At 47.8% G+C, this 26509-nt stretch carries 22 protein-coding genes; 4 read left to right on the plus strand and 18 right to left on the minus strand.

What is annotated here, in order from left to right; genetic code table 11:
• Positions 1-3: 3 nt before the first annotated feature.
• Together VP504_RS06155 and VP504_RS06160 are read right to left on the minus strand one after the other, a co-directional pair.
• Positions 4-921 carry a sensor domain-containing diguanylate cyclase gene (locus VP504_RS06155; protein WP_325893419.1) on the minus strand — a complete coding sequence of 306 codons (918 nt, stop codon included), beginning with the start codon at positions 919-921 and terminating at the stop codon, positions 4-6.
• A 245-nt stretch (positions 922-1166) separates the two neighbouring features.
• Entirely contained in the window at positions 1167-1607 is a 441-nt protein-coding gene (locus tag VP504_RS06160) for a YcgN family cysteine cluster protein (RefSeq protein ID WP_325893420.1), read from the minus strand.
• A gap of 217 nt (positions 1608-1824) precedes the next feature.
• Between VP504_RS06160 and VP504_RS06165 the strand changes: the two genes are divergently transcribed.
• Entirely contained in the window at positions 1825-2088 is a 264-nt protein-coding gene (locus VP504_RS06165; protein WP_325893422.1) for a YkgJ family cysteine cluster protein, read from the plus strand.
• On the opposite strand, the gene VP504_RS06170 is transcribed toward VP504_RS06165, so the two are convergent.
• A complete protein-coding gene (locus VP504_RS06170) occupies positions 2085-2666 on the minus strand; it encodes a sugar O-acetyltransferase (protein ID WP_325893424.1) in 582 nt (193 codons plus the stop codon). The two genes, VP504_RS06165 and VP504_RS06170, sit on opposite strands and share 4 nt — an antisense overlap.
• A gap of 145 nt (positions 2667-2811) precedes the next feature.
• Here VP504_RS06170 and VP504_RS06175 point away from each other — a divergent pair, with 145 nt between their 5' ends.
• Entirely contained in the window at positions 2812-3411 is a 600-nt protein-coding gene (locus VP504_RS06175; RefSeq protein WP_325893425.1) for a hypothetical protein, read from the plus strand.
• The gene (locus VP504_RS06180) at positions 3398-4225 is read left to right on the plus strand and encodes a hypothetical protein (RefSeq protein ID WP_325893426.1); all 828 of its coding nucleotides are present in this window, start codon (positions 3398-3400) and stop codon (positions 4223-4225) included. The genes VP504_RS06175 and VP504_RS06180 overlap by 14 nt, the downstream gene beginning before the upstream one ends.
• An 86-nt stretch (positions 4226-4311) precedes the next feature.
• Here the strand turns inward: VP504_RS06180 and VP504_RS06185 are convergent, their stop codons facing one another.
• The 14 genes from VP504_RS06185 to VP504_RS06250 form a co-directional block, all read right to left on the minus strand.
• On the minus strand, positions 4312-4770 hold the full coding sequence (locus VP504_RS06185; RefSeq protein ID WP_325893427.1) for an FKBP-type peptidyl-prolyl cis-trans isomerase: 459 nt from the start codon (positions 4768-4770) through the stop codon (positions 4312-4314).
• 219 nt (positions 4771-4989) lie between these two features.
• Entirely contained in the window at positions 4990-5727 is a 738-nt protein-coding gene (locus VP504_RS06190; protein ID WP_325893429.1) for a 3'-5' exonuclease, read from the minus strand.
• A gap of 9 nt (positions 5728-5736) precedes the next feature.
• Positions 5737-7620 carry a DUF294 nucleotidyltransferase-like domain-containing protein gene (locus VP504_RS06195; RefSeq protein WP_325893430.1) on the minus strand — a complete coding sequence of 628 codons (1884 nt, stop codon included), beginning with the start codon at positions 7618-7620 and terminating at the stop codon, positions 5737-5739.
• Between the two features lie 101 nt (positions 7621-7721).
• On the minus strand, positions 7722-9329 hold the full coding sequence (locus tag VP504_RS06200; RefSeq protein WP_442788909.1) for a BCCT family transporter: 1608 nt from the start codon (positions 9327-9329) through the stop codon (positions 7722-7724).
• Positions 9330-9800: 471 nt separating this feature from the next.
• Complete coding sequence (locus tag VP504_RS06205) at positions 9801-11432, minus strand: BCCT family transporter (protein WP_325893434.1); 1632 nt, start codon at positions 11430-11432, stop codon at positions 9801-9803.
• 207 nt (positions 11433-11639) lie between these two features.
• Positions 11640-13193 carry a cryptochrome/photolyase family protein gene (locus tag VP504_RS06210; RefSeq protein ID WP_325893435.1) on the minus strand — a complete coding sequence of 518 codons (1554 nt, stop codon included), beginning with the start codon at positions 13191-13193 and terminating at the stop codon, positions 11640-11642.
• A gap of 108 nt (positions 13194-13301) precedes the next feature.
• Entirely contained in the window at positions 13302-14609 is a 1308-nt protein-coding gene (locus VP504_RS06215) for a dicarboxylate/amino acid:cation symporter (RefSeq protein ID WP_325893437.1), read from the minus strand.
• Between the two features lie 444 nt (positions 14610-15053).
• Positions 15054-16241 (minus strand): putative manganese transporter, encoded by a 1188-nt coding sequence (locus VP504_RS06220; protein ID WP_325893439.1) that lies wholly within the window; start codon positions 16239-16241, stop codon positions 15054-15056.
• A 150-nt stretch (positions 16242-16391) separates the two neighbouring features.
• Entirely contained in the window at positions 16392-18017 is a 1626-nt protein-coding gene (locus tag VP504_RS06225; protein WP_325893440.1) for a methyl-accepting chemotaxis protein, read from the minus strand.
• 223 nt (positions 18018-18240) lie between these two features.
• A complete protein-coding gene (locus tag VP504_RS06230) occupies positions 18241-19698 on the minus strand; it encodes a nucleoside hydrolase (RefSeq protein ID WP_325893441.1) in 1458 nt (485 codons plus the stop codon).
• Complete coding sequence (locus VP504_RS06235; protein ID WP_325893442.1) at positions 19667-21145, minus strand: GGDEF domain-containing protein; 1479 nt, start codon at positions 21143-21145, stop codon at positions 19667-19669. Before VP504_RS06235 ends, VP504_RS06230 begins: the two co-directional genes overlap by 32 nt.
• Before the next feature lie 29 nt (positions 21146-21174).
• Entirely contained in the window at positions 21175-21663 is a 489-nt protein-coding gene (locus tag VP504_RS06240; RefSeq protein ID WP_198159480.1) for a hypothetical protein, read from the minus strand.
• A 156-nt stretch (positions 21664-21819) separates the two neighbouring features.
• Entirely contained in the window at positions 21820-22668 is an 849-nt protein-coding gene (hdfR, locus tag VP504_RS06245) for an HTH-type transcriptional regulator HdfR (protein WP_325893443.1), read from the minus strand.
• A gap of 142 nt (positions 22669-22810) precedes the next feature.
• A complete protein-coding gene (locus tag VP504_RS06250) occupies positions 22811-23140 on the minus strand; it encodes a hypothetical protein (protein WP_062708130.1) in 330 nt (109 codons plus the stop codon).
• A 302-nt stretch (positions 23141-23442) separates the two neighbouring features.
• Between VP504_RS06250 and VP504_RS06255 the strand changes: the two genes are divergently transcribed.
• A complete protein-coding gene (locus VP504_RS06255) occupies positions 23443-24654 on the plus strand; it encodes a pyridoxal-phosphate-dependent aminotransferase family protein (protein WP_325893444.1) in 1212 nt (403 codons plus the stop codon).
• Positions 24655-24788: 134 nt separating this feature from the next.
• Here the strand turns inward: VP504_RS06255 and VP504_RS06260 are convergent, their stop codons facing one another.
• The gene (locus tag VP504_RS06260) at positions 24789-26270 is read right to left on the minus strand and encodes an EAL domain-containing protein (protein ID WP_325893445.1); all 1482 of its coding nucleotides are present in this window, start codon (positions 26268-26270) and stop codon (positions 24789-24791) included.
• Positions 26271-26509: the final 239 nt, after the last annotated feature.

A 26509-nucleotide genomic window follows, 5' to 3' on the forward strand; every position in this document is an offset into this window, starting at 1 on the left:
CTTTTAGCGGCAAGAGGAGAAACGGCTGACTTTATTCCTGCCCGTTTTCTTCGAGTGGTACATCGCAGTATCGGCTCTTGCCATGATGCTTTTTATGTTGTCGTCTGAATCACGGACCTCAGTGACACCGATACTCACCGTCAGCTTTATACTTTTCTCTTCCGCTACGAAGCGACTGCTTTCTAGCGAAAGCCTTAGTTCCTCTGCTTTTTGGTAGGCAGATTCTATGCCTGAATGTGAAAGAATAATGGCAAACTCTTCACCGCCAATCCGCCCGAAAAAATCAGATCCCGTCAGTTTTTCATTCAATAAGTTAACCGTGAACTGAATTGCCTCATCTCCGCAATAATGGCCAAGCGAATCATTAATTTGCTTAAAGTGATCAATGTCGAGCATAAGCAAAGCGAAGGGAGTACGGTCGGTTTGAAACTGTTTCAGTGCGCCTCGCAGTCTTTCAGTAAAAGCGCGCCTGTTCGCGATACCAGTGAGATCATCCGTTTCCGACAGTTCTTTTAGACGTTTTTCCAAGAGGTGACGCTCAGTAATATTTTTCGCTATCCATACAACGGTGCGCTCGCCATTTTCAATCAGTGGAATAGGTTTAATGGTGGCTTCAAACCAGATCTGTTCAGGTGCGATAACATCGTCAGGTAGGTCGATCATGTTATCGGTATCAAACTTATACGAGGCGAGTTGTACCTGATTCGTTTCAAGCGCTTTTTTGATATACGAATGAAACGTTTCAGCCAATTCAGCCGGAGCGACGTCATATAGCGATGAGCCGATGAACTGCTTACAGTCAAAGCCAGTCGCGTTATCTTCTCCACCGTAAACGTCGATATATATCCCAGATTCGGAGAAGATAAACGTATGCTCTGGCAAGGAGTCCAAAACCGTGTAATAGCGGTCCTTCAATTCCATCTGATGGCCTAGCTTGTATATTGTTTGATAATGAGAGTATCAATAAGTTAGAAACAGGAGATTCAAAGTCAATCAAGCACAGCTACTTACGATATATCACTCGCAAACATATCAGAAACTTATGAGTCAAAGTTTTTACAGCAGGCGGAGAAATACACCCAACAATCGAATGTCATAAAAATACCGCCTTGATAAAAGCGGTATTTCAAAGAGTCGCCATGGTTGCAAAAAAACGATTTAAAGCGCTATCTGCGCGAAGGATGATTGATGATGTGGTCTTCCCAATCAATCACGTCGATTTCGTAAACCACTTTCTCACGTACTGATTCGTTCGCAGCGTGCATCGCGTCTTTCGACCCAGTAATTAGCGGATGCCAGACTGGAAGTGGTTTGTCTTCTGCCAGCAAACGGTAAGCACAAGTATCTGGCAGCCAATAGAACTCTTCAATCTTCTCGCGGGAAAGCTTCAGGCAGTCTTCGTCATAGCTAAAACGGTTCTGATAGTCTTTACACGAGCAAGTTTTATCATCCAACAGACTGCAAGCAATGTTGGTGTAGTACAACTCCTCGGTGTCTTCATCGATCAGTTTATGAAGACAGCACTTACCGCAACCGTCGCAAAGCGATTCCCACTCTGCGTCAGTCATTTCAGTCAGTGTTTTTTGTTCCCAGAAAGGCGTTGTCATGCTTACCCGTTCCTGCCAGTCAATCTTGATAAAGGCGCTCGTTATACCACCCAGAGCAGAAACTGCAAGCGCAAGACGGAATCCCTGCTTTCAGTGGCTGTCAATCAAGGGCTTATGGGTGATGACTATCAACACTTTGCGTTTACTCATCGTGAGTGATACTGTGCGCGCCCATCATTGGATTATAACCAAAGACCCCATTCATTGAGGCTGAGAGATGACTGATACCGCTGTAAGCTGTCGTTTAGGTTGTGGTGCTTGCTGCATCGCGCCAAGCATTTCTTCGCCTATTCCAGGTATGCCCAATGGCAAGCCGGCCGGGGTCCGTTGCATTCAATTGAATGAAGCGAATCTTTGTAAGATTTTCGGCCAGCCTGAGCGCCCTGCCGTGTGTGGGCAATTCAAAGCTGACCGGGATATTTGTGGCAGTACCAACCAATATGCGATTGATGTGCTCACAGAGTTGGAATCGGCAACTTAACCGCGCTGAGCGATTTCCTCAGCAGTCAGCTCACGCACCACTTTGGCAGGGTTGCCGACGGCGATGGTGTTATCGGGAATATCTTTGGTCACTACACTCCCTGCGCCAATCACACAGTTTTTTCCAATCGTCACACCGGGCAGCACAATCACTCCGCCACCTAACCATGCATTTTCACCGACGGTAATGGGCAAGCCATATTCTTCCAAATCATAAACGCGGCGCTGAACATCCAGTGTATGTGTTGCTGTCAAAAGTTGCACGTTGTTCGCCATCATCACGCGATTGCCTATGGTGACAGGCGCGACATCCAAAATCGTACAGTTGAAGTTCATAAAGACATGCTCGCCAAAGGTCACATGAATTCCGTAATCACAGAAAAATGGTGGCTCGATATACACAGACTCCGGTGCGTTTGGTAACAAATCACGCTTGGCGGTTTTCCACTCATCACTTTCTGGCAGGCTTTGGTTAAAACGGCGCATCGCTTCCCGGCAGCGCATTTTATCTGCCACCAGCTCTTCATCACTCGCGCGATAAAGCTCACCACTTAGCATTTTTTGCTTCTCGGTTTTCATTTTTTGTCCTTTGTACCGACACTGTTATATGCCCAGACGCCCTGAAGATGTCGATTCAGCAAGTTTGACTGGCGTTGTGATTGCAAGCATCTTCAGGTCGTTTAGGTATAGTTCAAACCGAACAATAACTTACAGATAGGGCATAATGCTGAGATCTCGGTTCTTTTTCTTGCTATTGATGACAACACTGGTAGGGTGTGCAGTTGCACCTGAGCCCGCTTTGTTCGGTAATAGCCAAGCGGTTTGCGAAAAACGCCTCTTTACTTATTACGAGGACGTAGAACAAGAGCGTGATTTCAAACTGCCTTACCATCAGGATGGACGCTTTCCCCATCTGGCCTTTGACCGTTTCAGTACATCCCTTGCCAGTGAGTTAGACCATCCATCAGCTCAGGCGCAATGGCTCACATACGTTTCCCAGAAAGGAAAACTTCAACTAGAAACCGCATTGGCGTTAATGCCAATTAACCCCGCAGAACACGAGCTGATGATGCAGTGTCAGGAGTTACTGTTTAAAGAGAGCATCAATAATCCGCGATTCTGGAATGAACTGAAAAACACTCCCCCAACCGTACCGACTTCATACGAGCACTGGAAACGTGTGCTGGGTGCTTACCCTGTCGCCAGCCTTGTCGCTAAAGGACAAATTGAAGACGAACAGGAGCGCATAAAGGCAGACTTTGGTAGACCGCTGACACAACCTTTCCGTTATGGTGAAGCCCCCCTCACCCATGGCACAGAGTGAGGTTGCCAAAGTGCTATCAGAAGCTGCCAAATACTCATCCTTGAATTGGCCTTTGCTCAGTGATCGGGAGTCAGAGGCACTTCTCGATCGCTTTTCACCGCTTTTCTTGGTAGAGACATTATCAGCAGACGATATTCCCGGTGCCCTAGCAATGAATGACAGCAAAGACATCTATATCGATACCCGAAAGCCTACGCTCTATCGCTCGATCACTTACACCCGCTTTCACGGGAAAGTATCGCCACAGCTCAACTATGCATTGTGGTTCCCAGCTAGAACAGCACAAAATCATTTCGACCCTTATGCCGGAGAATTTGATGCTGTCATTATCCGGATTACGCTCGGCGAGGATGGGATGCCTTTGATACTCGACTCCATCCACCAGTGTGGCTGCTATCACATGGTGTATGCTTTGAACCCAACACTGCGCTTTTTAGAGCGTGATGATGAAAATCCGATCCAAAACTATTTGTTCCTAAACGCTGAGGCTGGACGTTTTGAAATCAGCCTTACTGGTAAAGAACATATGATCAATGCCATTCATGTTATGCATAACATTTTGCCAGATATTGAGCTTCAATCTGCAGGATTCAGCGAAACACTAGTGCTCGCAGACAATCAGGGAAACAATCACAGTCTATTTGATGAGTTCGGTATTTTAAATGACAGCCTTCGCAGCGAGCGCTGGTTCCTCTGGCCTTTCGGTGTGCGCTCACCCGGAGCAATGCGACAACATGGTCAACACGCTATCGCCTTTATTGGTGAGCGTCACTTCGACGATGCTTTCATCCTTGAAACTCTATTAAGCCCTTAGGGGCTGTTGACCTTCGGTGATGATTTTTGCAGCACATACAAAAAAGCGAGCCGATAAGCTCGCTTTATCTCTTCGCATGTCAGCAACTAGTGAACGTGACCGTGCTCTATTTCTTCGGCTGTCGCATCACGGACTTCACGAATAACACCTTCAAATTGAAGCACCACGCCAGCCAAGGGGTGGTTACCGTCGATAGTCACTTCGTCGCCTTCAATCGCGATAATCGTAACCTGGATGTTACCTTGTGGGCCCTGAGCATTGAAAACCATGCCCACATCCAGTTCTTCAACACCTTGGAAAACACCGCGCTCAACCACCTGAATCAACGCTTCGTTACGCTGACCATACGCGTCATCTGGTTGGATCTGAACAGCAAATTCTTCGCCTTCTGCACGGCCTGCCAATGCTGTCTCCAAACCAGGAATAATGTTTCCTGCGCCATGCAGATACGCTAAAGGATCTTTACCTTCCGACGTATCAATCAGCTGTCCTTCTTCGTCTTTTACCGTGTAGTCGATTTTTACGACTTTGTTTTCTTCAATCATCTTGCCATCCTTTGTCGGCAGCGAATTTACGTATCGTCTCTTTATACCGGGCAATCGGCGCAAAGATATGTCAAGGACAGAGCGTCAAAGACAGATACCAGCTCGTCTCTTTGACTGTAACACAGTGAGCAAAGCACTAAAAAAATCGACCCAGTTGCAGCGTTTTGATTGCCAAAAACGTGAACTCGGGCCGATATCATTGATTTTAATAGCCGAAATTTATCGCCACAGCGCCTTGATGGGATAATTACGGCCGAAGCGATGCGCAATTTGCGCCTGAAGCAACTCAGCAGTGGCGATCGCATCCGTCAGCGCATTATGTCCCTGATAAAATGGCAAGTTGTAACGGCGACGACTGTCTGCCAACCGAATGGATGTTAGTGGTTTTTTCATCAGGCAGGACCAAAATTTCTGGGAGGGTTTGCGATAGTACCAAGACTCAATCTCCAAGGTATCTACTACCGGAAACAACAAGGTTTCACCCAGTCGACTTTTAACCGCTGCCTCAATAAAATCACGCTCAATACGGCGGTAATGCACCACCACAATCTTCCCTTCGAGAGTTGCCAACACTTCTTCCAGAATTCGGCGTAAATCCGGTGCATCACTGACATCAGAATGGGTAATGCCATGGAACACCACGGAGTCATCTTCCAGCGGTTTTCTTGGTTTCACAATCCAATGTTTGGCTTCACGGCAATGAATACGGCTGAGCGTAAACGGAACCAAGCCAATACTAACAATATCGTTTTTACTGGGATCCAGCCCTGTGGTTTCCAGATCCAGTGCGACGAACTCCACGTCCGATACCGGAGTCTCCCCATTAACAACACCCGCTTCGTAAAAACGCTTCAGTAGAGGCACCTTGGCTTTATGCTTCAATCGCTCATTGAGCGTTGACCAGTCAGGACCCGGCTTAACGTCTTTTGCACCGTTTTTAGGTTCAAGAATTAACACAGCGGTCCTCTAATTACTGCGGTTTTGCTGGTAACGATACTTCAGGAACTTCTGCGCGTTACTCATGATTTGGAATGCATCCTTGAGGTTACGGCGCTCAAATTCAGATAGGTTTTCCGGCTCAATATTGTTATCCGGCTCAATCTCCTGCTCGACATCAATGGCCTGATGGCGAATACGAACCATGGAAATGAATTCCATCGCATCGCGAATATCTTCACCACGGCCTTTTGGCAAAATGCCCGCTTCAATGATGTCGTCCAGACGCTCAAACGAGTTCTGTGAGCGGGAACCCACCGCCAATGCGTGGACGCGGATCAGATCTGCCAACGGCGCAGTCCCTCGACGTTTCAGGTTCATTGAATTCTTGTGGCGACCATCTTGCTCCATCACAAAGCTTTTGAAGAAGCCCAGTGGTGGCGTGCGGTTCAGAGCATTGCGAGCCATGCAGGCCAGGAAGCGGTTATTACGACGGGCACGCCGGGAGATAAAGGCTTTGAGCGTTTCCGCCCAGTTCGTCGCGCCGTAAACACCATCAAGATCGAAGAAGATATTGCTGTTAAGCAATGATTGAGGGTTTGGCTGATCAATCCAGTCTGCAAACGTCTCTTCCCACTCGGCACGAGTCTTACGCCACTCTGGATTGGTCGCCATGATGTTACCGGTACAATAGCTGTAGCCGCATCGCGCAAGTCCGTCGCTCACAAACTTCGCCAAGCTCACGAAGTATTCTTCATGCTCAGCGGGGTCATACTTGTCATCAAGGATCAGGGCATTGTCCTGATCGGTCACGATAAGCTGTTCATCGCGCGCCATGGAACCAAGGGCCAGAAAACAATATGCGACAGGTGGTGAGCCAAATTCTTCTTCAGCCAACTCCAAAAGACGTTGTTTGAAGCTTCTTCCAATCACAGCCATCGCGGAGCCGATCATGTGTGAGTTCGCGTCTTCAGAAACCATGCGAGAGAAACAGGCCGGAACATCTTTCGACAACGCAGCCAGATCGTCGATGGTTTGCTGACGGAAAATGCTGCTCACGATAACAAGGCTACTTTGGGATTCGTAACGCACGATATCCGACAGCGCAACCACGCCCACTGGTTTCTGATTTTTCATGATTGGCAAGTGATGCAGGTTATTACGAAGCATGGTCAGCATGGCTTCGAATACATAGGCATTGTGATCCAGAGTGATGATTTGCGGCGTCAGGATCTCAGTGATCGGCGTATCGTACTCCAAGCCAGGTGCCACAACCCGGGAACGCAAGTCGCGGTCGGTAATAATACCCGCAATACGTTCTTGCTCTAATCCTTCGTCATCCGCTTCTAGGGTCATCACCAAGAGTGAAGACACCCCTTCATCAGTCATTACTTGTGCAGCATGTCGAACGGAAGACTCACAATCCACCGTCACGGGATCACGCAAAATCAAGTTGGTGACTTTAGAGGTAGTGAGGTCGTTGCTGTCGCGATGGTTCTCCACCGCCTGACGCAAACGGGTACCATCTTCCACTTCCATAAAATCTGAGAAAGCTTCAAAACGTTCACTGAGATCATCAAAAACAGTGTCAGGGATAAAATACACCAAACTGTCTTCAATCGCTTTGGCAGGAAAACGAACACGGCGGTTCATCATCAATCCCCATTGACCAAAGGTACCCCCTTCAGACAATCGGTTGAACAGCTCCCCTTTACGGCGATAAATTTCCACCACACCACTTCTGACAATACACAAATCCTGAATCGGTTGGCCGTATTCATGGATCTGAGTATCCGCCCGGAAATAGGAGATTTCTACCTGCTTGGCAACTTCGTCTACTTCCTCTTCAGGCAGTTCATCAAATGGGGCATATTGTTTGAGAAACGCTGCGATTTCTATTTGTTCCGCTTCCATTACTTCTCAATCTCTCAGTGAGTCAGGGATCACACTGACTACAAACCAGACGAAACAGGGCAGACCTTTGTCTGCCCCGCTGCGCTTACAAGGTGGCTAACCTATCCCCGCGGTTCAGACATCAAACCTTTGATGACCGAGACACAGGCAACCAACAATACTATGGTGAACGGGAATCCGGTCGATACCGCCATTGCCTGAAGGGCAACCAACCCGCCCCCTAAAACCAGAGCGATAGCAACCAAGCCTTCAAACGTACACCAGAACACACGCTGAGGAACAGGTGCATCTACCTTACCGCCAGCAGAAATCGTATCAATAACCAGTGAGCCGGAATCCGACGATGTGACAAAGAACACAACCACCAGAATAATACCGATAAACGAAGTGATTGATGCCAGTGGAAGTGCATCCAGCATCGCGAACAGCTTCAGTGGCAGATCGGCTTCAGTGACTGCTGTGTAGCCATCATTCACAACCTGACTGATCGCTGTGCCACCAAATGCAGTCATCCAAAGCACACAGGCAAGAGACGGGATCAGCAACACACAGACGATGAATTCACGTACGGTACGGCCACGTGATACACGTGCAATGAACATACCAACGAATGGTGACCAGGAAATCCACCAAGCCCAATAGAACGCCGTCCAACCCGCTGCAAAGTTGGCATCTTCACGGCCAAAAGGACTCGACAGTGCCGGCAAGTATTCAACATAAGAGGCAAGATTGCCAAAGAAGCCAGTCAGAATAGCGATCGTCGGGCCCATCAGAATCACGAACAGCAGCAATGCTATTGCCAATATCATGTTGATTTCGGACAAGCGCTTCACACCGGCATCCAGACCAGCCATAACAGATACGAGCGCCAACGCCGTAATCAAAATAACCAGAATGACTTCGGTGGTTTCGCCCAACGGGATACCAAACAGATAATTCAGGCCGGAAGCTGCTTGCGATGCACCAAGCCCCAATGAGGTTGCCAAGCCAAATAAGGTCGCAACCACTGCCAGAATATCAATGATGTGGCCGACCCAGCCCCAAACACGTTCACCGAAAAGTGGGTAAAACACAGAACGCATGGTGAGCGGTAGGCCTTTGTTGAAAGAAAACAGCGCCAGCCCCAATGCGAGAACCGCATAAATAGCCCAAGGGTGCAGGCCCCAGTGATAAATAGTTGCTGCCATTGCGAGATCTGCAGCCGCAGCTGGATCACCAACTGCTGCACCAAGCGGAGCCCAGTCTGTACGCACACCATTTTCGATCGACGTTCCACCCAAAGCAGCTCCGTAATGAGAGAGCGGCTCTGCCACACCCCAGAACATCAGTCCGATACCCATACCTGCAGCAAACAGCATTGAGAACCATCCTGCATAGGTATAGTCAGGCGTCGCTTCAGTACCGCCTAAGCGAACTTTACCCAACGGGCTCACAACTAGCACAAGACAGGTAATGACGAAAATATCGCCAGCAGAGAGGAAGAACCAATCCAGGTTTGACGTCAACCAGCCACGTATTTCACCAAAAACTGGGGCAACATCTTTTTGGAAGGCAAGCGTAACGAAGACGAAGATAACAACCGCCAAGCCAGAAATCAGAAAAACACGGTTATGAATATCCAGGCCAAAAGGCCCTATTTTCATCGCAATGTTGTCCTGTCCGACCTGATAGTCTGTGTCTATGGGGTTGACGTCACCATCCGGTTTCATCAACTCTTCATGACTTTTATCGCTCACAGTATAACTCCTTAATCCGTTCAGCGAGTTAAGCAGTTAATGGCGTTGAATATGCAGGGTGAAATAATGAAAAACTACGTTTTCCATTATCCAGCATATTGAACGCACACTAACTTAAGGCCTAATGACCTAAACACTCTAACATATCCTTAGTGTTCAATGCTTCAATAGTGAGAAATGGGTCGAATTAATTACTGTAATTGCACGATAATCAACCAAGTTATCGTACTAATTAGGCAACTAGCCAACGCAAATAACCATTGAGCTCTAAACATCCATTTTCGTGCAGTAGCCCAATAGTTCTATCTGTTGTCTTACTTTTCAGTTTACGTAAAAGCGCCGTGACTGATCCTTTTTCGACCAATGTGTCAAAGCTAGTTTCCAATTCTCGAGATTATGAAAAGAAAAATCTGGACGGCTTGGTCCAGATTTTTCGTTCATCACTTATTTGCGTGGTTCGGACATCAATCCCTTCACCAGAGAAAACGCACACATCAGTAGTACAATGCAGAATGGCAAGCCAGTCGATACCACCATTGCTTGCAGCGCCCCAAGGCCCCCACCTAGCAAGAGAGAAATAGCCACAAGACCTACAAACGAACACCAGAAGATGCGCTGTGGGACTGGGGCATCAATTTTACCACCCGCAGAAATGGTATCGATCACCAGAGACCCGGAATCTGAAGAGGTCACAAAGAACACAACCACCAGAACGATACCCAGCAGTGAAGTGATGCTAGACAGAGGCAGGCCATCCAGCATATTGAATAGCTGCAGCGGCAGATCCGCATCGACCACCGCGCGGTAGCCATCCTGAAGCTGCTCAATCGCCGTCGTACCGAATGCTGTCATCCACATTACACATACAGAAGTGGGGATCAGCAGTACACAAATGATGAATTCACGAACCGTGCGGCCACGTGATACGCGTGCGATAAACATACCTACGAATGGCGACCAGGACATCCACCATGCCCAGTAGAACGCCGTCCAACCTTGCGAATAGTTAGCATCTTCACGACCAAATGGGTTTGAAAGCGCAGGCAGGTTCTCAAAATAAGCCACCATGTTGGTACCCAGGTTGGTGAAGATTGACAGGGTTGGACCCACAACAATCACAAACACCATCAACAATGTCGCCATTGCCATGTTGAATTCAGACAAGCGTTTCACGCCAGAATCCAGTCCCGCAACCACAGACGTTAGCGCCAGACCCGTGATACCGATGATAAGAATAACCTGAGTGGTAATACCGCTTGGAATACTTAACAGGAATTCCAGACCCGCAGCCGCCTGCGACGCACCAAAGCCCAGTGATGTTGCCAGACCAAACAGAGTGGCAACGACAGCAGTGATATCAATGATATGACCCGGCCAGCCCCAAATGCGCTCACCAAAGATTGGGTAGAATACAGACCGGATAGTCAGTGGCAAGCCTTTGTTAAACGAGAACAGTGCCAGAGACAGAGCCAGCAATGCGTAGATCGCCCATGGGTGCAAACCCCAGTGGTAAATCGTAGCCGCCATACCCAGATCTTTAGCTGCTGTCATGTCTCCCACAGCACCGCCGAGTGGTGCCCAATCAGTCCGAACGCCATTAGCCTCAACCACACCGCCAAAGGACGATGCATAGTGGGACAGTGGTTCAGACACGCCATAGAACATGAGACCAATACCCATCCCAGCAGCAAACAGCATGGAAAACCAACCTACGTAGGTGTAGTCAGGCGTCGCTTTTGTGCCGCCAAGGCGAACGCGTCCCAATGGGCTGAAGATAAGGATCAGACAGAGAATAACAAAGAGGTTACCTGCACCGATGAAGAACCAGTCCATCTGAGCAGTGAGGGTGTTCCGCATGTCGTTGAACAGAGGTGCAACAGAGTGACGGAATAGCAGAGTGATTAACACGAAAAGTGCAATCATACCGCCTGAAACCAAAAACACGCGGTTGTGGATATCCAGACCAAAAGGGCCGATTTTCAGGGCGATATTATCCTGACCTACTTGGTAGTCAGTATCGATAGGCGTCACCGCACCATCCGGTGACATTAATTCATCGTGGCTTTTATCACTCACAGCGACAACTCCATTTTACTTTCGCAACATTCGGGCAAGTCCACCCAAATAAACGCAAACTATTACTGTTTGCGTAAGCGAGGTAAAACAAAAATAACTTGTCGTAATGGATTGTTTTCTAGATATAAATCACGCGAGATATGCTTAACCCGAAATGAATACAGATAACCAATAAAAGAAAATGGGAAAGTGTTTTAAAATATATATTTACAGCATCTCAATATTGGTTAAATAACACTCTGCTTGTGTAAGGATGTCATTGCGCTCTTTTTCTGATTTTACATCCCATCCCCGATAAACCATTCCAGCACGTGGATTTACCGCGATTCGTGCGCGGTGACGCTCCATAAAATGCCAGTAAAGACTATTCAGTGGACATGCACCCTCACCGACTTTTTCTTTCACCTTGTAATGACAACTTGTGCAGTAATCGCTCATTTTGTTGATGTAATTACCGCTTGCGCTGTAAGGTTTGGTTGCGAACAGTCCACCGTCTGCGAACAAAGCCATTCCACGGACATTGGGTAGCTCTACCCACTCAATGGCATCAACATAGATTCCCAAATACCAGGCGTCCACGTCTTCCGGTACAATGCCCGCTAGCAGGGCAAAATTACCCGTGACCATTAAACGTTGGATGTGATGCGCATAGCCGTAATCAAGCGACTGCTGAATAGCCTGTTTCAGGCATTGCATCTTGGTTTCGCCCGTCCAAAAGAATTCCGGCAATGTCCGTGCGCCACCCAATGCGTTCATCGTCGAGTAGTCCGGCATGTTTGCCCAGTAAAGACCGCGGACAAACTCACGCCATCCCAAAATTTGCCTGACAAAACCCTCTATCTGATTGATGCCAATACCGGAGTCAGGCTGACGATACGCCTCTATCGCAGCTTGAATCACCTGCATTGGATGCAGCATCTTGCTGTTGAGTGCAAAGGAAAGGCGCGAATGGTAGAGACTCCAACGATGTGGACTGTTAATTGTCATAGCATCCTGAAAGCTGCCGAATTTGGGTAGCAGGTACTTACAGAAGTAATCGAGCAGTTCCATCGACTGTCTTCGAGTAACAGGCCAGAGAAGCTGGGGGGCAGCAGTACCTATGGTTTTCACACCATGACGCTCCAACCGCCCAAGAATGTCCGAAACATCATTGGTGAAAACTAATGGCTCAGGGATGCATTCAAGTTCGGAGGTGCTCAGTTTAGCCCTGTTCTCTTTGTCGTAATTCCACTTTCCACCTTCCGGTTTGTCACCTTCCATCATCACGTCAAATTGCTTGCGCATCTTGCGATAGAAAGACTCCATCAGGTGATGCTTGCTTTTTGTGAAGTGCTGACTTAAGGCGTCATCTGGCACCAGAAAATGCTCACTAGTTGTCGTATTGATTTCAATGCCCAAAGAAGCACAAAACAGGCGCAACTGTTCCCACAACCGGTATTCATCCGGGAGCTGGTATTCAAACTGTGTGATACCGTGTTTTTCAATCAGCGCAGTCAGCAAAACTTCCAACGAGGGGAACCTCTGGGTTTCATCCAGCGTCAAATGCAGCACCTGATGGCCTGCCTTTTCTAACGCCAGAGCAAAACCTTTCATCGCAGCGAAAAAGGCACAGACTTTCTGAACGTGATGGGGGGCGTAGTCTGTTTCCTGACGAAGCTCAGCTATCAAGTACAAGACACCATCATCACACTCGCTGTACCAGGAATGGCTCGCATTAAGCTGGTCACCGAGAATCAGTCTGAGGGTGTGGAATTGGTTCATCGAGTCGCTACCATTTCTGTAATTTTTCAACAGTAGGGATTACGTGAGATGAAGGAGAGAGATCAAAAAACGCCAGACAATCTGGCGTTTTCCTTAATTGGGGAAGATTTACTGCGCGTGAGGTCTGAAGACGATTTTCTCGTCTTCTTCCGCTGCTTTCATATCATTGAAGCGTTTCTCATCCAGTGCGTCTTCGCTCTTCGCGACAATACAAGTCACCGCACAGTCACCGGTAATGTTCACCGCGGTTCGAATCATGTCCAGTAGTCGGTCAACACCCATGATCAACGCAATACCTTCAAGTGGTAGACCAACCTGATTCAGCACCATTGCCAGCATGACCAGACCCACACCCGGTACACCCGCGGTACCGATAGACGCCAATGTTGCCGTCAGGATAACCGTCATGTAGTCCATCATGGTCAGGTCAACATTGAACGCCTGCGCGATAAATACCGTCGCCACACCCTGCATCATCGCCGTGCCGTCCATGTTAATGGTCGCACCCAGCGGGATGGTGAAAGAGGCGATTTTGTTGTCCGCACCCATACGGCGGGTCGTGGTTTCCATCGACACCGGAATCGTCGCATTCGAAGACGCGGTAGAGAACGCGAACATAACGGCGTCTTCCATTTTCTTCAGGAATGTTACCGGACTCAGGCCAGCAAACACCTTCAACAGCGTGGTATAAGTCACCAGTGCATGCAGCACCAGACCACCTGCTAGTACGAAGAAATATTCTGCCAGGCTGACAATGGCAGACAGGCCCAGCGAGGTAAACAACTTCGCCATCAAACAGAACACACCAAATGGTGCCAGATTCATCAGCAGGGCAACCAACTTCAGGATCACTTCGTTAAGATCACGGAAGAATGCCGCTACGTGCTCACCCGGTTTGCCGGATGCGCTGATCGCAATACCAAACAGCAGCGCAAAAATGATGATTTGTAGCGTATTGCCTTCGGCCATAGAACTGATTGGGTTAGTCGGGAACATACCCACAATCACGTCGCCCAAAGACGGGGCTTCAGATGCCTGGAAGGAAGATGCTGCAGACAAATCAGCACCTTTACCCGGGCCAAACAGCAGCGCAAGGCTCATAGCCAGTGTGATTGCCAACGCCGTGGTTCCCAGGTAGAACATCAAGGTCTTGCCGCCCAATCGGCCCAGCGTTGCGATGTCTTTCAATGCACTGGTACCGCAAACCAGAGAAACAAAGACCAGAGGAACAACCAGCATCTTCAAGCTGGCTACAAAAATTTGGCCACCAACATCAAATAAGCCATTCACGATGTATTCATTGACGAAACCCTCTTCGCCAAACAGAAAACGAATTGCAAAACCGGTCACGATACCCAGCACCATGCCAATTAGGACACGGGTGGTCAGAGACATCTTGTTAGTTTCCGCATTCATTATTGAGAACTCCTTTTCAAAACAAAACGCCAAGGAGATTAAACTGGTGATTTATATTGAACTGAAGAACACGAGCCGACAAAAGTCCTAGATTCGTTTCCACGGAACTAAATGAGCCAAATTTTAATCTGATTGGTTAACTTGCTATTCACAGTCAAGCGCGATGAGATTAGCAGTGGAGTCCCAACGAAATACATTCCTTTTTTACAGCATTTAGTCATTTTTATGCGACACATCACACATTAAATGGCAACTCTTCATACTCGTAAACATATGATTAACAAAATAAATAACTATTAGATTGTTTTTCACCCAATGCAAAAAGCTACCTCTGTTCAGTAAACCTTCAAGCCAGTAAACAAAGTTCGGCACTGGAGTAACGACGCTCATTCTTTATTCGCATGAGCGCCGGAATCATGACAAGAAAAATCGAAGAACAGAGGATTAACTTTCCACCAACCAGAAGTAACTATAAGCCGCAATCAAAGCAGGAACAGATGAATATAAAGTAGCCACTATTGCCGCTTTGGGTGCCAGAGCAATCGCAGGGAAAAGGGCATCACCATCATTGGAAATGGCATTACCAATTTGGGCTGACATCGGTATCGCACCACTAACATAAAGGCTGGTGACCAAAATTTGCGGTCCGCACCCAGGTAAGAAACCAACAACAACGCCCATCAATGGCATGAGCGCGGCCCAGCCTGAGAAAACACCCGCCAAATCAATATCGAGCCAAAGCACGATCAATTCGAACATCAAAAATGCAGCAATCACCCACACAATCACGAAGTTGGTGTCTTTTGCTACCCGCTGAAACAAGTGGGAAGAGCGGCACTTAGGGTCTTCTCCCACCACAGACTCATAGTTGTCAGCTTCACGCTGCAGTGCCCAAAATGTCACAGATATGACTGCCAACGCAGCGCCCAGCCATTCTGTCGTGCCTACTGGTAGATGAAGCACCTCATCGGGATTCATTTGCATTGAACCCAATATCGAAACTAACAAAGCTGGCAATACAAGCCATTGCCAGAATCGTCCTTGGTTGCTGATGAAAACTTCAGTGCTAGATTGGCTATTCTCTGGATTCTCCTTCGCCACTCGCTTTAGGCGCATAAAGTTTGCGCCATGCAAAGCATCCACAATACGACCAGAAACCAGGCCTACAGCAAAACCAAGACCAATCATAAAAATACCATCGGACGGTTTTGTCGCCAGCAACAGGAAAGCAGCATCCCCCATGGTCGCTGTCAACACCGCAACAACGCTTCCAAAGCTAAGATTTCCACGAACGTATTGGGTAATCACTACAATGGCGCCGCCACAGCCTGGTAAGGCTCCCATAAAAGACGCAAACACGACTTGTAGATTACTGTGCTTAGACATCAAAAGAGCCAGTTTCCCCTTGCGGTCAAAGCGCTCTGAAAGAAAATGAAACAGCGCTAATGTTGCCGCCACATAAGCAGCAACCTGCCAAAAAGCGTCAGAAAGTGTTGGCAAAGTCACCATACGTGTCGAGTCAACCGCGAGCAGTGCCACCAATGTTACTGGCGCAAGCAGACGGCGTTTTCGGATCCCCCAACGCTGTCCTTTCAGCATGGGAAAAATAAGTCTGGAGAGCATTCCTGTCATTATTGTTTACTTATGATAATGAGAATTATTATCAATGATAGGTTGTGTATTATGAATTGCAACAGGAACTTTAATAAGTATGAGGAAACAGACAAGAGATAAAAGAAAACCGCCCAGAAAGGCGGTTTTAGGTATCGTTGAATCGGTAGATTAAACGCGGAAGAATGCGAGCTCCTGCTTCTGGCTTTCCGCAAGCTGGGACAGCTCCTGACTCGCTGATGCACTCTGGCTAATACCGGTAACATTCTGGGTAATGATGCCAGACATATTGGTAATGTTGCGGTTAATGTCCTGAGTAACGGCCGACTGTTGCTCCGCTGCCGTGGCGACCAATGTATTCATGTCGGTGATCTGTGCCACTGACTGGGTAATGCCGTTCAGGGCATCGTTAGCCTGCTGACTGAGCGCTTGTGTGCGGGCAAGAACATCCATGCACACTCCCATGCTGTCACCTGCCTGAGAAGCTTGTACCTGCAGACCTTCGATGATCTCTTGGATCTCTTTGGTCGAAGCTTCTGTGCGTGCCGCCAGCATACGCACTTCATCTGCCACCACCGCAAAGCCACGACCAGAATGGCCTGCCCGCGCTGCTTCAATGGCTGCATTCAGGGCCAACAAGTTGGTTTGTTCTGAGATACCACGAATCACTTCTACCACATGGCTAATACGCTCAGATTGCTCACGTAGGGTAGTCACCACCGTTGCGGTATTTTCAATTGATTCCGCCATTTGCACTGCAGCTTGTGTGCTTTGTTCAAACACAGCCAGACCTTGCGCCGCTAACTCATCGGTTTGACGTGCAGCATGATCAGCATTCACCGCGTTGTCAGAAACGTTATCAGCCGTGCTGGAAAGTTCAGTCACCGCAGAAGCAACCTGCTCAATCTCAGCCTGCTCTTGCTGTGCGTTCACCGCTGACTGGTTCATCACTGCCGCAAGTTCCGTAGAAGCAGCTGCCACTTCATCACTGATACCGAACAGAGTTGTCACGGTGTGACGAAGTTGGTTGATCGTTTGATTGGTGTCACGCCCTAAACGCGCTAGTTCATTTTCACCGTTTTCATCCGCCTGAACATTCAGGTCACCCGTCGCCAAACGGCGCATCACATCCTGAAGTTCCTCCAATGGCTTCACGATGACACCTGATAGCCACCAGCCAAACAGCATCGCGAGAGTCAGTGCACCGCCCATCACTAAACCCACTGCCACCATCATCTGGTCAGCATCATGATCAGATTTCTTCAGATCCTGCTCTACCAACGGGTCAATGAATGAAGACATCGAAGTGATGTCTTCCATCAAATTTGCACCCAGTTCACGGTACTCATTCACCATTGTGTTGTAGCGTGGCATCGCAATTTGCTGGTTAAAATAGGCTTCTATAGTTGGTTGCGCTTGAGTCTCGGTATAGCGCACGTAGTCGCTCACACTTTCTTCGATGTTAAGCGCCAAATCGCGAAGGACGCTTGTTTTCGCCATTTCACGGGAAATCGTCAACGCTTCATTCCCCAACTTAGCAACGCTATCACTCATTTGCTTGGTACGCTGTTCGTCATAGATACCGTAAATCGCCTCAACACGCATCGCCCAAGCAATGTCTGCCAGTTTAGACGCCCGGTCTTTGTCACCTGCTGCCTGACGGGCAGTATTGCTGACGGAGTAAACCGCAGATTCGACTTCGCTTTTAGCAAAGAACATCACTGCGAAAGTGCCAAAAACCAAAATAAAGATGGGGATCAGAATTTGATATCGAATTGAGATATTTTTTAGTGACATTTGTCGCTTAAACCTAAGCCTGATTAATGAAATTGCGCGCATTATGAGACTTAGATCAATATTTGCCAACTATGAATCTTCTTTTAGAATCACTTATTTTGGTATTTTTTTAAGCGCCAAATTTACGTCAGAATCGTCAAATTTTTGAGGGAGGTTGTTCAGATAAAGCAGGTGTTGTAACTAGTGGTACCTTTGGGCTAAAGGCACCACCAAATCTGGATTACTATACGATACCTCTAGAGACTCCTACGCGTCGCCCCTCCTCCATTTCCCACTGTATTCCGTAACGGTCAATCCAGTAGAAGAATGTTATGGGGAAACCATCTAACTCAACCGGATGATAATCTTCAGATGGGTTGATCATTCTAACGCCTTCCTGCTCCTTCAAGTAATGGAAGACCTCGTTGCAGTTAGCGACTTCCATCGCAATATGGCGCGGGCCACCAAGATCATACGTCTTTGGCTGAGGAGGTAATTCACTACTCCCCTGAGGCTTGCGGTAATGCATCAATTCAATATAAATACCTGCATTGGGGTGCTTGATAAAAAGTACATCCAACTCTACCTGCTGTTTTCCAAGACCCGCATCAAGCGCAAAGCTCTGCATGGTCACGCCAGGGTAATACATGGCATTACTTTGTTCATCTTGCGCCCGTTCAAAACCTAAAACCCGCTGGTAATAGTCAGCCGCTGCTTCGACATCGTCCACAATCACGTTGATATGAGACAGCCCGAGCACCTGTTGCGCGATGGTCTGCTTCGAAAGTCTCGCCAGCATGTCTGCTTTAACGCCGCTTTCGACATCAACGCAGTAGGATACCGGATAACCCGTCGCTTCTTCATTACAAACCAAATAAGGCTTGTTCACCCCTTTTTCTGTATCACTTGGGGCAGACACTATATGCGCAAACCGTGTCTCTTGGGTAAACCAAGACGGACTTAACACATAGGCTGCGGCCACCATATCGAATGGGTTAAAGCCTTGACGGGCACCAAAAATAATTTCCCACTCTGCCCACCACCCCATCGCATGTCTTGCAAGGAAACTTCCCATTGGCCCTTGTTTGCGAAGCTTCGCCAGATCTTCAAAATCCACCCAGACTTTCTTACACACGCCGAATGGCACGAGCACAACAGGTACGCCGCTTTTTAACACCGCTTCAAAGGCGGCAGTGTCAAACTCGAAATTCAAATCGCGAAAAGGTTTTAGCTGGAATGTGCCGGATTTGAATATTTCATCCACCGACTCTCTTCCTGCAACAGCAACAACTTTTTCTATCTTCCCAGCAAGATCTGGGCGGGCTTTCAACAAAAGCGCGATATTTGTCAGTGCACCGATCGCTAGGATGGTCATTGGCCCCTGTTCGAGTTGCTTAGCCAACTCCGACACAGCGTCAGGAATAGAGTCAGCATCTTGCTTAAAATCTGTCGCTGCCCCCTGATAAACCTTGTAGCTATTCGCCCCAAAGTCCTGAACAAACTGCTTAGCTATTTGAGTAGATTCGTTGATGTCATCAGTGTTTCCGCGGGTTGAGCTAATCCCAAGGATTTCGATTTCAGAGCTATGCATTAGACTGCCTAACGCGTAGCCGTCATCTACATCTTTGTATTGTAAAAACTTATGATGAGCACCAATAGTAATATCTGTGTCAATCCAAAGTCTTGATTGCTTGTTTATCACAATGTTCCTTCCCTGGGGTTTGTTGTTTATCTATTTCCTTAAAAATGACTCGGTTGCGTCCTGCCCGTTTAGCGACATATAGCTGCTTGTCAGCAAAATCGAACACATCTTGATAGCTCAAGGACGTCGCGCGCGGAGAAACCATCACAGCACCAACCGACAACGTGACAGCGCCATGTTCAGAGACATGATGAATACCCATCTCCTCCACCTCAGACCTCATTCGCTCCGCAATGCGTATCAGGCTTTCTGCTTCATACACCTTAAGCAGCACGACAAATTCCTCACCACCAATTCGAAAACAAAGATCGTTGTTGCGGGTAGCACTGAGCAAGACATCTGCGATCTTCTTTATCACCTCATCTCCTTTACCGTGACCAAAAGTGTCGTTGTAGAGTTTGAAGAAGTCGATATCACACACAATGACCCCAAAACTCGCTCCCTGGTTACGAGTGGTATTAAACAAGGCTTCCGCACGGTTTTCGTAGTTGTGCCTTCCGCTTAATCCGGTCAGGGCATCGGTATCAGACAAATGCTTCAGCAGCTTAAGCTGTGACTGTGTTTTACGAGTCAGACGGTGAAGACCACGAGCAAGGGTGCCAATTTCGTCGCTACGGTTTATCTCGTCTAACGCCGCGATATTCAGTTGTTCAATATCTTTGTCCATCTGTTCCGCCAGTGTTCTAAGCGGCGCAACCAACCAATGGGTAACCCCTACAATAAGGAGAAGAGAAACCATCAAAGCAATCACGGCTTCGATAGCGATGGTGAGATAAATTTCATGTTTGAGGGAGAAGAGGTTTGAGGCATCAAATACAGCGTAAATATTGCCGCCATTTTTATTAAACAGCGGTAATTGCAGTGTCACAATACCGTATTCAGGTAGTAATTCGTACTTACCAGATTGCGGCTTCAAAGGCCAAGGCGCTGAAAACTCGCTGGTTCGCGCCACACCTAGTTCTAATGCAGCCAAATCATCGTCGGCTTTTTTCAAAAGAAAAGTCAGTTTCCTCTTAGTAACGTCATTCAGGTTGTGTTGCTGCAAATTTATCGCGAGGTCTTTACGGCGTTGTCGTGCGATAGACAGTTCTTCACTACTGACGTCAGTTCGCCAGATCTCGCCTCTCTCACGGAAATAGCGAACACAGACCTTATTGTCTTTGTAATCAGAAGTGCCTTGAATATCGAGGAACAACAATGCTTCGATATTAGTGAGAGATTCTTTTTGCGAAGGCATAGTAAGTGCCGCATAGTTGCGCCCAGCGACGGCTGACGATACTTCCCTCATCATTGGCAGGATGGCGCGCTCAATGAGCGCAGCTTCGTGGTTAACCCGTGTCGTCCATTCACTCTGATACCGTGAGTAGCTCATACCCGCGATCAAAATAACGACCAACATCAAATGAGAAACAAAGAGCAGCTGGTTAATCGTAAACCTGTTCAGCATTCAATGCTCCTCACTGGTAAACAGGGGCTTTACTCGTAAGAAGAGAGCACAGGCTCAGTGCACGTTCCATTGATACAGATATCCTTATAGGTATCATGACAACGCGCGCAAAATTCAGGCTCGAGTGAAGGATGCATATTTGAGATATCCTCGCCTTTACGGTTGTAGCTTCCATATAGAGGCAAGCCACTGAAGTGCTCTGTCACCCAGATAATTCCCTGAACTTCAGACACTGCTACCACAGTAGGGCCATCAGTGTATGGACCGTGTGTTTTGTATTGCTCAAGTTTTGCTGGATTGACGCGAATGGTAAGAGGGGAGCCCTGACCATCATTAATCCATGAATAGGAGCGGACGGCTTCCTGAATAAAAAGAGAGGTATCCGGTGGCAGGACTGTATCTGCTGGGAGATTCATTGATTCCTTTACTACGGGCCAGGTTTCCCAACCCTCGGGATAACTTGCAACAGAATCCGCATAAGAAACTGAATTAATTGAAAAAGTCAGCGCGAACACGATAGCCTGACATACTTTTTTTAAAACCACTTGTTTCTCCTAAACAAAACACTAGAGTCAGAAACTATCCAACTTAAGTATTTTAACGGTTAAAAAAAAGTATTTAAAACGCGGATCGTCAATAATCGAGCCCGCTAACATTAACGCGAGAAAAGCGCGTTAACTTTCCTTTTCAAGACTGGCAACAAGCAGTTCAATATCTTCATGTTTGTCGCTGATAGAAAGCCAAACCAGATAAAGTTCATTAGCCATGGCCGGGCTGTCTTTTACAACGTGCAGCGCGCCTGCTTCGATCCAAGGCTCAGCAACCGTAGAAGGCAAGTAACCAACGCCACCACGATTCAAAAGGAATTTCAGGGCAGGTTGACAGGCATGACTGTGCAGAATTGGCGTTCGCTGCAACGTCATGATGCGGCTGTGTTCCAGTCCAAAGCGGGTGCCCCAGTCGAGATACACCACCTGCAATTCGCCTATCGTATCCATGTCTTGATCCGGCTCGCTGGAAACCAGCAACAACTCGAACGATGTAATGCGATGCTGCTGCAAGTCAGCCAGTTTTGGAGGTTCGGTGGTCAAAACAACGTCTACTTGCTTCTCAAGCAGTGCCGTAGAAATTTGCTGGCGGTTGAGAGAGTCCGTGCGAAGTGCCCAGTCTGGTTGCCTGGCTTCCACTTGCTCCAACCAGTCGCTACAACTGTCCATTTCCCAGATCAGCGACGTCGCACCCACCGTGAGCTGCTGCTGATAGCTACCGGTCAGCGCAACATCCTGACGTGCCCTTCCCCACGTCTGCAAAATGCTCTCCGCGTAGGGAACAAAACGTTCACCTGCTGACGTTAAACGCAAATCGCCACGTTTACGCGTAAACACTGGCGTGCCCAGTTTGATTTCCAACTGGCGAATGCGAAAACTAACAGCAGACTGCGTCAAATATAGGTTGGTCGCCGCCTTACCAAAATGGCGAGTTTTGTTCACTTCCAGGAACGTGCGTAGTAGATCGGTATCCATAATCAGCAATAAATCAAAATAATGTCGTCTACTTGCGTTATCAGGGAAAACCCGTATTGGGTCAAGGTTAAAACGCACAAATCAGTGCGATTGCAGATCAATTGAACGCGTTCTACAAATTGAGCAAGAGCACTGCGTGAAATTAGAGAGTATCATGCCGACGAGAAACGGGTTTTGGCATTGAGAAACAGAGCGCATACACAGCCATCCCTAAGCACCATGCCACAATGAAAAGGCCCCAGCTTTCCACCAAACTACCGATCAATGCAGACGCTGACAGCAGGAATACCACCACCAGCACTATATTGATGAAGGTTGACAGGTACCTGTTTGCCTTAAAACTCCTTCCCCAAAAAACAAACACGCACAGGTTAATCGCCATGACTTGTCGACGGTAAAACCTGTCGAGGTACATCACGAGCCAAAATCCCCACAGTGAACCCACTGCAATGTCAAACCAAGTCTCAAACATCGAGCCTCCAAGCCCTCTCCACCTTGCCCTTTGCAAACTGCCGCTTCTTCGTAAATTGCGTAAACAGTGTAAACCTTAAGCAACCAGTTACATGTCTCAATAAGGAGACCAAGGATGTCGAAATGCTTGCCATAAGTTACTGAATATAGCGACAACAGTAAGTGCACCAAATTGCGACGAGTTATCCCCCAATACACGTGGAAATCCCTGTTTCACTGTGCGACCATGCCCTCCTTCCCGAAAATGATGCAGAATTTCCGACAGGAAGTCGCCCAAGCACAGAACCAATACAGGAGCTATACGTGCACATATCTGCCCCCATCGTCGAATCACTGGATACCATCCTCCCCGAAGAACCGCTTTTGATGATGGGTGCTGGCCCGGTCCCAATTCCCGCCAAAGTCGCCGCCGCCAACGGTATTGTGATTAACCACCTCGGCGAAACCATGTCTCGCATCATCGAGCAGGTTAAATCTATGTCCCGCTATGTTTTCCAAACCGAGTCTTCACATATCCTCGGCGTGGCAGGCCCTGGTTCTGCAGCCATGGAAATGGCAGTAGCAAACCTTGTCGTGCCAAATGATAAAGTGCTGTCCGTCAGCAACGGATTTTTTAGCGGTCGATTGGCGGAAATGTCTGAACGTGTTGGTGGAGAAGTTATCCGTTACACCATCACCGAGGGACAGGCAGCGAACCCGGAAGAAATCGCTAAAGCAATTGTTGAAGTGCAGCCGAAAGTGCTCACTATCGTGCAGGGTGAAACCTCCAATACGGTTTATAACAGTGCGCTGCCTCAAATATGTCGCGCCGCCAAAGCAGCGGGATGCTTAGTGATTATCGATGCAGTCTGTACACTCAGTACCATGCCACTCAATATGGACGCGTGGGGGGTAGATGCAGTGATCACTGGCGGACAAAAAGGCCTCAGCTGCATTCCCGGCGTCTCTTTGGTCGCCTTTTCTGAGCAAGCTTGGGCTAAAATAACCACCCGGGAAGACACGCTTCGTCACTGGTGTCTGGATGCCAAACTGGCCGATAAATTCTGGTACCAAAGCTCGTACCATTACACAGCACCGGTTTCCGGCATCATGGCCATCCACGAAGCGCTGCGACTGATCTGTGAAGAAACCTTGGAAAAGCGCTTTGACCGCCACCTGAAATGCTCTCTAGCCCTGCAGGCAGGTATTGAAGGCCTGGGCCTCTCCCTTTATGCAGATAAAACATCGCGCCTGAATTCCGTCGTTGGTATCAATGTGCCGGAAGGATTGAACCAAAAAGAGATTCTGGCCGCCATCTCCCGCGATTTCAAAGTGGAGATTTCAGGCTCTTTCGGCCTGAATATTGTTCGTATCGGGCAAATGGGCGAACAATGCCGCGTGCATAATATCTTCCGCACAATCCATGCTCTGGGATCAACGATTCAAAAGTTAGGTGGTGAAGCGAACTTGCCGCTGGGTGTAGCGATGTTGGAGAAAACCTTGCAGGAGTATCAACCGCAGTTTGCTAACAGTTAGCACGTTAAAGCTCTATACAGGCAAGGCTAAATGGCTCATCGTCGATATGTATCACGTCATCTCTAAAGGTGATCACAACTTCATGATTTAGTGAGTACTTGCTGCTAATTTAACTGAGGTATCAAAACCCTATATCAAATGCGTGGCGCTGTAGTTTCAAGAAGCTCATCCATTGTCAGTGGCTTAGCATAAAAGTAACCTTGCTGATATTGGCATCCACGCTGATTAAGGAAATCAACCTGTTTGGCGCTCTCAACGCCTTCCGCAACGATAGTGATATTAAGACGATGCGCCAATTCGATAATAGATTCAAGCACCGGCGCATTCACCGAATCGATGCCAACGGTATCCACAAAACACTTATCGATTTTCAGGTAGTCGATATTAAGTCGCTGAAGCATAGATAGAGAAGTATGCCCGACGCCAAAATCATCAATCGCAATTTTCACACCAAGTCGGCGCGCCATATCTATCTGTTCAATGGCAGCTTCGTCCAGTAACTGGCGTTCAGTGACCTCAAGGGTGATAGCAACAGGCAAGCCGTCAAATGTCTTCATCAGGGTCGACAACGTGCTTTCAAAGTTTGAGCACATTATAAACTCTGGTGGAACATTAATGCCCAAGTGATAGTTTTTGCCAGGCTCTAGTAACGCCATATCCTGAGCGGCACGAGCAAAAACATAGTAGGTAAACTCAATGCCTAACTGGTTCTTCTCAATGGCGGGGATAAAAATGTCAGGCCCTACTACACCCATTTTTGGATGCTGCCAGCGCGCCAAAGCTTCAAAACCATAGAGCTCTCCCATCGCATCATAGACTGGCTGATAAACAAGATAAAACTCGCCACGTTTCACAGCAGATTTGATCTCTTCTACTAGTGAGCAACGCGGTTTCAAGCGAATGATTACCAAATGGATAAACAGCGAAATCAGCAGTCCAAGAGGAATACTCGACAAGGTGAACATCAACATGGAGTAGCAGATATAGTTTTCTGTCGGCTCTATGCCCAACTTAATGTGAAAACGCTCTGACTTGAAATAGTGCATGTTGTCAAAATCGTACTGACTTCTGTCAAACAGACAATTAGCGCCAATCCAGACCGCCAATTTCTCATATTGCAATGAATCAGAGATGTCCATATAGCTGATAAATTCATCCAACGACACGATTGCCATACCAAGCGATGCTGGATTCAAGTTGTCCTGCGACACGATTACCAATACGCGCTCTTTATTTGCAGAACCTGCTTTCGGGTAGCTATGGATACCTGGCGTTAGATCTGCCGTCACCAACAAAGGGTCAACCCAATCAAACACGCTATCTGATTGACACATAATCTGGCCATTTTTCACAGTCAGATATCCATGAACACTCGGCCAGACCTTCAGCCGACGCCTGATGGAATCACAGTTAGAGGTATCGCTCATGAGCACCCTCGCCTGGTTGGTCAGAGAGTCAATTTTCCGCTCAAGGGTTTTCAGATAAATCGACCCAAAGCTATCAACGTGCTTATCAATGGATAATTTGGAGAGATAAAGCCCCAGCAACACAGCAAAAAACATCGGCACACATACCAGTGTTAGGTAGTAAACCAAATCTCGCCCATTGCGTTTCATGCTCGAAAACCTTGTAGATTGAAGATGATAGACCCCATAAATGCGGGGAGGCCTGCCCACTTTGCCGCGCATCATGCGCTTTAAAAGCGTATTTCGATTTATTTATAGCAACTCACCAACAGCTATCAAGTCAAAAAAGGTGGACATTAAAAATTGGTTGCGATGTATATCACATCGAAAAGTGAAGTGTTATAGATATTCTAGGGTTAGTACTCATATTTTGATGTGAAGCAGGAGTT

This window comes from Grimontia sp. NTOU-MAR1, from assembly GCF_035758505.1.
GTDB classification, from domain to species: Bacteria; Pseudomonadota; Gammaproteobacteria; order Enterobacterales; family Vibrionaceae; genus Enterovibrio; species Enterovibrio marinus.

What these genes read in the sequence shown, in the direction of transcription:
- VP504_RS06155 (WP_325893419.1), bottom strand. Translation starts at nt 921, where the DNA reads ATGGAATTGAAGGACCGCTATTACACGGTTTTGGACTCCTTGCCAGAG.
- VP504_RS06160 (WP_325893420.1), bottom strand. Translation starts at nt 1,607, where the DNA reads ATGACAACGCCTTTCTGGGAACAAAAAACACTGACTGAAATGACTGAC.
- VP504_RS06165 (WP_325893422.1), top strand. Translation starts at nt 1,825, where the DNA reads ATGACTGATACCGCTGTAAGCTGTCGTTTAGGTTGTGGTGCTTGCTGC.
- VP504_RS06170 (WP_325893424.1), bottom strand. Translation starts at nt 2,666, where the DNA reads ATGAAAACCGAGAAGCAAAAAATGCTAAGTGGTGAGCTTTATCGCGCG.
- VP504_RS06175 (WP_325893425.1), top strand. Translation starts at nt 2,812, where the DNA reads ATGCTGAGATCTCGGTTCTTTTTCTTGCTATTGATGACAACACTGGTA.
- VP504_RS06180 (WP_325893426.1), top strand. Translation starts at nt 3,398, where the DNA reads ATGGCACAGAGTGAGGTTGCCAAAGTGCTATCAGAAGCTGCCAAATAC.
- VP504_RS06185 (WP_325893427.1), bottom strand. Translation starts at nt 4,770, where the DNA reads ATGATTGAAGAAAACAAAGTCGTAAAAATCGACTACACGGTAAAAGAC.
- VP504_RS06195 (WP_325893430.1), bottom strand. Translation starts at nt 7,620, where the DNA reads ATGGAAGCGGAACAAATAGAAATCGCAGCGTTTCTCAAACAATATGCC.
- VP504_RS06200 (WP_442788909.1), bottom strand. Translation starts at nt 9,329, where the DNA reads ATGAAACCGGATGGTGACGTCAACCCCATAGACACAGACTATCAGGTC.
- VP504_RS06210 (WP_325893435.1), bottom strand. Translation starts at nt 13,193, where the DNA reads ATGAACCAATTCCACACCCTCAGACTGATTCTCGGTGACCAGCTTAAT.
- VP504_RS06215 (WP_325893437.1), bottom strand. Translation starts at nt 14,609, where the DNA reads ATGAATGCGGAAACTAACAAGATGTCTCTGACCACCCGTGTCCTAATT.
- VP504_RS06220 (WP_325893439.1), bottom strand. Translation starts at nt 16,241, where the DNA reads ATGACAGGAATGCTCTCCAGACTTATTTTTCCCATGCTGAAAGGACAG.
- VP504_RS06225 (WP_325893440.1), bottom strand. Translation starts at nt 18,017, where the DNA reads ATGTCACTAAAAAATATCTCAATTCGATATCAAATTCTGATCCCCATC.
- VP504_RS06235 (WP_325893442.1), bottom strand. Translation starts at nt 21,145, where the DNA reads ATGCTGAACAGGTTTACGATTAACCAGCTGCTCTTTGTTTCTCATTTG.
- hdfR (WP_325893443.1), bottom strand. Translation starts at nt 22,668, where the DNA reads ATGGATACCGATCTACTACGCACGTTCCTGGAAGTGAACAAAACTCGC.
- VP504_RS06250 (WP_062708130.1), bottom strand. Translation starts at nt 23,140, where the DNA reads ATGTTTGAGACTTGGTTTGACATTGCAGTGGGTTCACTGTGGGGATTT.
- VP504_RS06260 (WP_325893445.1), bottom strand. Translation starts at nt 26,270, where the DNA reads ATGAAACGCAATGGGCGAGATTTGGTTTACTACCTAACACTGGTATGT.